Origin of the sequence: Bartonella sp. MM73XJBT, assembly GCF_028618465.1 — a bacterium.
Classification (GTDB): domain Bacteria; phylum Pseudomonadota; class Alphaproteobacteria; order Rhizobiales; family Rhizobiaceae; genus Bartonella.
In genome coordinates this window covers 11,150-18,807 of the sequence record NZ_JAQISY010000028.1, presented here as the reverse complement: position 1 = coordinate 18,807, position 7,658 = coordinate 11,150, and the positions used below count along the sequence as shown (strand labels likewise).

Here is a 7,658-nt window from a genome sequence, read left to right as displayed (position 1 = left end):
ATAGTATTTTTTCTTTTTTTGCTTATCCTTGATTTTGCTCGCCTTATGGATGCGATAGATAATATCTTTGCACATATGAAACAGTGGTTTTCAAAGCATTGATGAACAACCACTTGCTTGAAGAGCGCGATGTTGTTAATATGATTATGATCAAAGCTGCTTTTTCTTCTCGTGTAAGAGACTTTACAAGAGAATAACAGTTCATTGGGGGGGAGTTAAGATGTTAAAATATTTTTTGTTGTTGCCTCTTGTCTTAACGGCAGGTTGCGCATCTGTAAGCAATTTATCAAATTATGTTGATCGGAATGTTACAAAGGGTGATGCACAATTAATTGCCAACGATTTTGCGCGCACTCTCAAAAATTCTTTACCACCAGCGACCACAACACTCATTGTAAAAAGAAAGAGCACAGAAGACAACTTTACTCCTTTATTTATCAATCTGTTGCAACGAAATGGATATGATGTGATCTCTACAAGTCAACCCCAAAAACAGCAAAACACAGCTGTCAATGTGACTTATAGAATAACGCCAATGGATAAAGGGATCATGTCTGTTTTTGCTTATGATTTGGCTGGAGCAACACATTATTATATACGTACTTATAAGAGATAACCCCTCTTGCCGGTTCATCAAAAAACAATAAACAATGGGAAAGTATTGGGGATTGAACAAACCAGTTTGCATATTTAGCCAACAATGCCCATTCACCGAGGTTGTACCTTCAATCTATGGTGGCAAAAAATATCGTTTTTCCTCTTTTTATGAATCCTTTATTTTGTCCACCTCATGGAGGCGATGGAAAATGTCTTTACACATTTAAAACAGTATCTCTCCAAGCAATCCCTTTTAAATCATCGAGATTGCTTATTGTCTCACACTTTTGCCTCTCACCTTCTCGAAGGAGATCACGTCCCTCACACCAAAAAACGCCATTGTAAAAATACCATGTGTTGCCAATTCGTATACTTGTTAAAAAAACATCTCTTAAGGTATCCAAGCCCATTTCATGCTCCCAAGCCCATTTTCCACAGCGCCTATAAATGGGTATAATGTAAAATCCATGGAGCACCGTAATCTTTACACTTATGACGGAACCCGCTGATCATTATATTCTTTATACTCTTTATCAGCGCTCAATACTACGATAGCCTTTACATTTTATCTCTCTATGTTGCTTGTTTGATGAAAAAGTTGCATGGGAACTTCAAAAAAGGATTTGTCCTATGATCTTGTGAGGTGATGGCATCAATGGCAAGCAGGGTTTCCTTTCATGGAAGCATGTTATGGTGGTATGCTTCTCATGCCCCAAAACAGCACTGTGCTCTGAATTCCCATGCCTGTTTTCACGCAACATAAAGCCATTTTAATAGTATCTGTGGATGGAGTACCTGTGGAAAAGTATCAATCTTCCCGTGAAAATGATAAAATCTATTAAGCCTTATCAATCTTTACACTTAATTAAAATGGTAAACTAGTTCATAATATTTACCAATTCCCAATGCTTTAGCAACCCTTGGCACTTAAGAGCTTTCATAAGAAGCATTTACGCCTTTGATGAATGTTTTTATCTACACACCAATCCTTCTTATGACGTGAAAACAAATGATTCTGATTCATTCAAATTGTTTTAACATGAGAGATTTGAAAGGAGAGAAGCTTTGTATATTGGAAATTCTCATTCAATATACAAAACGATGAATGATCATTATAAATCAAACTGTTATCCAAGGAATAAGAGAGGCACTCATGGTATAGTCAAGAGCGTTCTTTAAAGCGAGCAAAACGTTCAGCACAGAATTTAGCACAATGCTCGATAAAACGTAACGCATTGATTGCTATCCACTCGTTCACAAATAAGCTTAAGGAAATTTTAAACTGTTTGCATCTATAAAACTTGTATAGTATTTTATTTTCGTGCATATATGGATTTTTGTATTTATTATGTGTATATCATATCTTTCATCTTGAAATAAACTAGGGGTTTTTATGAAAAAAAAACATTTAATATCGATATCTCTAGCCGCTTTAATGGCAACTTCTACAGTTCAAGCTGCTGATACCGTAACTCTTCCAGAAATAAAATCAAATATTATAAAATCGAATGTTCCAGCGGTTATTGTTGCTCCAGCTTATTCTTGGACAGGCTTATATGTTGGAGGTCAGTTTGGTGGTTTTTCCAGCAAAAGTGTCTTAAATTACTCTGAAGATGCGACGACTGGAAAATGGTCTTGGATTGATAAAAAATTATCACCTAAACCATCAGAATTTATGGGAGGGGGGTATTTAGGTTCTAATATTGATCTTGGCAACAACTTTGTGCTCGGAGTTGATACAGACTTCATGTGGTCTGGTAAAAAGGACACCAGAACGGGTGAAGAAAGAAAGATTCTAGATGATGATGAACTTGATTCCATTAACGAAGTTTTTGAAGAAGCTAATATTCGCATTGTAAAGCCTGCAGCTCAAGACGAAACAATACCCAATATTGGTGATCTTGTTGTAAGCAGTGTCACTTTGAAAGAGAAATGGGCTGGTGCTACGCGCGTGCGTATTGGTTTTGCTTCTGATCGCGTTATGCCCTATGTCTCTGGCGGTATTGCCTATGCACAGATGCAATATATCCTATCACTTTTGTCAAAATCCCAAGAAGACGCGTTTGTCTTTGCCTCTGGCAATGTGCTCGATGAAACAAAAACAATGATTGGTTATACAGTTGGTGGTGGTCTTGATTTTGCCTTAACCAATAATATTATTCTGCGTACAGAATATCGCTATTCAGATTTTGGTAAAAAGAAATTTGGAGAAGATAAGCTTGAAATTGGCTACAACACAAATGATTTCCGCATTGGTGTTGCTTATAAATTTTAATTTATTACACATTAAATTCAAAAACCCTGCCAAAAGCAGGGTTTTTATTTTTATCAACGAGACATGAGTTAACACATTGATTTATAAGACTCATAGAGCGTTATCCATATTGAATAAGAGATCCCAATATCGTAGAATCCTACCCTTTCAATCTCTCCCATGTTCAATCAATCACAATCACTTGCTCACACATTATAAGTAGAAGGAGGATGTGAATAAAGATTGTACAAAAAAGAACTAAAGCTCCTCTTCCTAAACACTCTCAAGTGCCAAGAGCTATGGCAAAATTGGGCACTGACAAAGAGTATGATGACAAACTTGCTCCTTCATAAGTGTAAAGATGTTGGTATACAATGGCTTTAACTATACCATCATTCACGAGCGCTGATGTGAAATGGGCTTAAGAGCATTAAGAGAGTTTTTTTAACAAGCGGGTGAATATGCAACGCAAGAGCGTTCTATTTTGCGTGAGGAACGTACTCATGCCCCCTTAAGGAGTCAAATCAAGCAAATTTTTATGATTTTATGAGAACGCTGTATTTTGTAAAAAAATTTTTACCAATCTGTTCTTTATAAGAAACACAATATATTAAAAAAAGCATATTATTGTTTTTAAAAATCCATTTACATAATAACTTTTGGCATCAAATGATCCATTGAATAAGAAAGAATTTCAGCCATTATACATGGATGAGGCGTTATTTCTGCTCTTTACTGGGATAGTTTTGAGCAAAATCACCAAAACAATAAACAAAATGACCAAATTTGCTTATTACTCTGATTTTTTTAAATCCCTGTTTCCATAGCTTTGCATCAATCAAGGCTTGCACCGAGACTCTAACAGTAACCTTACATGAGACAATAAATGAGACGGCAGATTGCTCATTTCGAGATTTTTTCTTCTTGCTTGGAAAACGAAGCTCTCACAAAACGATAATAAGATTGCTCTCGCCACAAACCAACATATTGCTTTATAAGAATAATTCATCATTTTACACTCTGTATAAGAAACTCTAACACAGTAAGCTATTCTCATTTGCACTCCTGTTATATGAAAGCAATCAAAACCATTCAGTCTTATAAGCAGATTTAGCATATAGATAACAGCACAGAATAAAAATACCACTTCATAAATGTTCCCAAACACACCCTCCCCATGCCAAGATTTTTGACAGCATTGGGAGTGAGTAAATCTCATAGACTGATACCACTTCATAAATGAATAGCAAAAGTGATGCCCGATAACCTTCTAAGCACGGAAGGATTTATCTCCATCCACAAACACCATCGAAAATAGCTTCATGTTCCTGGACAATAGGCATAGGAATTCACAACACGGTGCTGTTTTGCGGCATTTTGGGCAAGAAAAGCGCCACCCCCAATGACATGCCACAAGCCCCCTTGCCCGCCATTGATGCTATCCCTTCACAAAATCACAAGCAACATAGAAAGAGTAATTGTGCTCATCGGATATTTTAGAGGCATAGAGCATATTTTGCTAGCACAGCAGCAGATGAGTCTTTCAACAATTATCATTTTTCGGATTTAATGTGCTTCAAAAGAAAAAACCAACAAACAAAAATGAGCCAATGGGACAGAACCCAGAGCGACAGAACCCAGAGCGACAGAACCCAGAGCGACAGAACCCAGAGCGACAGAACCCAGAGCGACAGAACCCAGAGCGACAGAACATTGTACTTACCTCTATGAATAGAGCGTATAGCCCTGTCCTAAAGAGGCAATATTTTAGATGCTATCCCTTCACAAAATCACTGGACAAATGCTGTTTTGAATTCCCCATGCATCTTTTCCACCAAACAAGCAGCATAGAGAGTAATTGTACTCATCGGATATTTTAGAGGCATAGAGCATATTTTGCTAGCACAGCAGATGAGTCCTTCAACAATTATCATTTTCGGATTTAATGTGCTTCAAAAGAAAAAACCAACAAACAAAAATGAGCCAATGGGACAGAACCCAAAGCGATAGAACATTGTACTTACCTCTATGAATAGAATGTATAGCCCTGTCCTGAAGAGGCAATATTTTATAGGATGATGATAAGATTTTAAAAACCGATAAATCATACACTGGAAATAAGGGGCAATGCCTATAAAGTGGTGTGGTTTTGATAAGCCAGAATCCAGCTCCATCAGCAATTTTCCTAAAGGCAAAATTTTTTACAATTAAAACGGATAAAATCTATCCTGCGTTTTTGTCTTCCTCATCACTTTTAAAAGCACCTTTTGAATAGCGTTTTTAACGCATTTATCAGATATGAAAAAAACAATGCCTTATCAATAAAATAAGATAAACAACGATATCAAGTGATACAGAATTTATAAAGTATCTAATCTATAAAGTGGTGCGGGTGGTCGGACTCGAACCGACACTCCTCTCGGAACCAGATTTTGAGTCTGGCGCGTCTACCAGTTCCACCACACCCGCACGCTGTTATAAAGAACAGATCTGTTCATTATCCTTCTGCACTATATGAAGAAGAACAGATTCGTCAACAGCAGATTTTTTGTTTTTGCAGAATCCGTATAATTTTTGTTTGATAAGTTATAAAGAATATTTTTCTGAAGAGAATTTTTTTAACACGTGAATTTTAAAAATATTTGTTTGACCATCTTCATGGCGCATAATTTGTAAAGTCTTTACCTATTAGGCTTATGAAATCCCTGATGATATTAAACAGATTAAAGCTTTGGACGATTTCTTTAGCAAATCGGGGCACAGCGCCCCATTGGCTTGGTTTCATTGCCTTTATTGAAAGTTCTGTTTTTCCAATTCCGGTAGATGTTTTATATATACCGATGGCTCTTGTTCATCCCAAGCGGGTTTATCGCTATGCCTTTATTGCTACGATGTGTTCTGTTTTGGGAGGCATTGCTGGTTGGTTTATTGGGCATTTTGCCTATGACGCGCTTGCCAAACCGATCTTAGAATTTTATGGTAAAGTTGAAAGTTTTGAAGCCCTAAAAAACCATGCAACGCTGCAATTTCTGGTGATTTTACTGATCACATCAGGTTTTTTTCATCTTCCTCCTATCAAGATTGTCACGATTTTAGCAGGTGTTATGGGTGTGCATATTGGGCTTTTCATTCTCACCTGTATTTTTGCTAGGGGTGCTCGTTTTTATCTTCTTGCTTGGCTTATTCAGCGTTTTGGCCAACAAGCCATGAATTTTCTTTCCCGTCATTTCAAATGGATTGTCTTGATTGGTTGTGTTAGTGTCCTAATTGCTTATGGAATTTTCATAGCTTTTGTGAACAAGCAGCTTTGACTTTAAGGAACCTGCTCCATGTCCAGCATTTTTTCTTCTCAATCTATCTTGCACAAGCACCTTCACCTTGAACCAAGCCGCAAAGAGCAAAGTTTATGGGCTTTTTTTCTTGCTTTTTGCCTCTCAAGCACGATAGGTCTCGCCCTTGGTTTTGAATATATTGGAGGCTATCTTCCTTGTGATTTATGCCTTATTGAGCGTTTTCCTTATTACAGTGCACTGCCATTTTTGCTTTTAGCAGGTTTTGGAGCGTGGTTTTTTCGCATTTCTTCTTGGGTACAACTTTTATTTTTGTGTGTTTTTGTCTTAATGACCATCAGCCTTGTCTTAGCAGTGTACCATGCGGGTGTTGAATATGGTTTTTGGCCAGCTCCCCCCAGCTGTGGTTTAAGTGCCATGAGAAGAACAACAGACGTCTCACAGCTTTTTAACCAATTAAACACCATCCACCCGCCTTCTTGTTCTGAAGCCCCCATGCGCTTTCTTTTTCTCTCATTTGCCGGCTGGAATGTGGTTGCCAGCCTCCTTTACATGCTTGCTAGTTTTTATATTGCTTCAAAAGGTCTGCTGAGTTCTAAAAAATAACAACCAAAGAGCATGGAGCATGCTCTCCACCCCCCTCTAAAGCACAACAGACCTCCATAAACCTTGCCATACCACTAGTCCTGGCATCCCCACTCCTTCTCCTCTCTCAACCTAAAAAGAGAAAAAGAGCATTTTATGATTTCACATCTTCTTTACTGATATATTTTGACAAAAACCGCCAATAAACAAAAATGATCAACCATAACTGCAGATCAGAACACCTCCTATGACCCATCCTCCTTACTCAAGAGATATGCCATCAAAGCACCACATGCAAAAGCCTAGCTTATCACCCTGCTTCTTCATAACCCATCACCACAGCAAGCATCTACTTGCTGGTCAGGTAGCTTCCATCTATTCCTCTGCTAGAAAAAACTCTCCAGAGCTTAACATGTGCTTGGAATACAGCAGAAGTCAACGCAAAACCACGTCGCCCTCCCCAAAGGATATCAATATCGTCTACTGCCTCAGCTTCAATGCATGACCCCAACCATTATAGATCAAAGCTTTTGCAGATAAATTTTGAGCTCTCAAATCATCTCTTCGCCTCTCAAGCTATCTCTTTGCAAACGGCTTAAGAGCAAAGGTTGCTCCATTTTACAAGAGCAACCATGACAAGAACAACAACTCTTAAAACAGAGAAAAATGCTCCCATTAGTCTTTTTCAGAGCAGTATAAAGAGTACTCCCCTCCCCAACACCAGCATGCCTGCCTCTCAACTGCCAGTTGTCGTTTCAATGCAATAAGCAGAACAACAGGTAAAACTCAGCTCTTTAACCAATTGAATAGCATCCACCCTCCTTCTTGTTCTAAAATCCCTATGCGTTTTCTCTCATTTTCCAGTTGAAATGTGGTTGCCAGCCTGTTCATATGCTTGCTTTTATATTGCGGCAAAAAGTGTCGCCAGTTTC

At 38.0% G+C, this 7,658-nt stretch carries 5 protein-coding genes and 1 tRNA gene; 4 read left to right on the top strand and 2 right to left on the bottom strand.

What is annotated here, in order from left to right:
* Positions 1–220: 220 nt before the first annotated feature.
* A complete protein-coding gene (locus tag PVV69_RS07805) occupies positions 221–616 on the top strand; it encodes a hypothetical protein (RefSeq protein WP_273757068.1) in 396 nt (131 codons plus the stop codon).
* Positions 617–812: 196 nt separating this feature from the next.
* Here the strand turns inward: PVV69_RS07805 and PVV69_RS07800 are convergent, their stop codons facing one another.
* Entirely contained in the window at positions 813–1,007 is a 195-nt protein-coding gene (locus tag PVV69_RS07800) for a hypothetical protein (RefSeq protein ID WP_273757067.1), read from the bottom strand.
* A 983-nt stretch (positions 1,008–1,990) separates the two neighbouring features.
* Here PVV69_RS07800 and PVV69_RS07795 point away from each other — a divergent pair.
* Entirely contained in the window at positions 1,991–2,872 is an 882-nt protein-coding gene (locus PVV69_RS07795) for an outer membrane protein (protein ID WP_273721291.1), read from the top strand.
* Between the two features lie 2,363 nt (positions 2,873–5,235).
* Here the strand turns inward: PVV69_RS07795 and PVV69_RS07790 are convergent.
* Positions 5,236–5,320, bottom strand: a tRNA-Leu gene (locus PVV69_RS07790).
* Positions 5,321–5,559: 239 nt separating this feature from the next.
* Here PVV69_RS07790 and PVV69_RS07785 point away from each other — a divergent pair.
* The gene (locus PVV69_RS07785) at positions 5,560–6,162 is read left to right on the top strand and encodes a YqaA family protein (protein WP_273757066.1); all 603 of its coding nucleotides are present in this window, start codon (positions 5,560–5,562) and stop codon (positions 6,160–6,162) included.
* 18 nt (positions 6,163–6,180) lie between these two features.
* Positions 6,181–6,747 (top strand): disulfide bond formation protein B, encoded by a 567-nt coding sequence (locus PVV69_RS07780; protein ID WP_273721288.1) that lies wholly within the window; start codon positions 6,181–6,183, stop codon positions 6,745–6,747.
* The last annotated feature ends 911 nt before the right edge of the window (positions 6,748–7,658 follow it).

Coding starts and splice junctions, on each gene's coding strand:
- PVV69_RS07800 (WP_273757067.1), bottom strand. CDS start 1,007: ATGGGCTTGGATACCTTAAGAGATGTTTTTTTAACAAGTATACGAATT.
- PVV69_RS07785 (WP_273757066.1), top strand. CDS start 5,560: ATGATATTAAACAGATTAAAGCTTTGGACGATTTCTTTAGCAAATCGG.
- PVV69_RS07795 (WP_273721291.1), top strand. CDS start 1,991: ATGAAAAAAAAACATTTAATATCGATATCTCTAGCCGCTTTAATGGCA.
- PVV69_RS07780 (WP_273721288.1), top strand. CDS start 6,181: ATGTCCAGCATTTTTTCTTCTCAATCTATCTTGCACAAGCACCTTCAC.
- PVV69_RS07805 (WP_273757068.1), top strand. CDS start 221: ATGTTAAAATATTTTTTGTTGTTGCCTCTTGTCTTAACGGCAGGTTGC.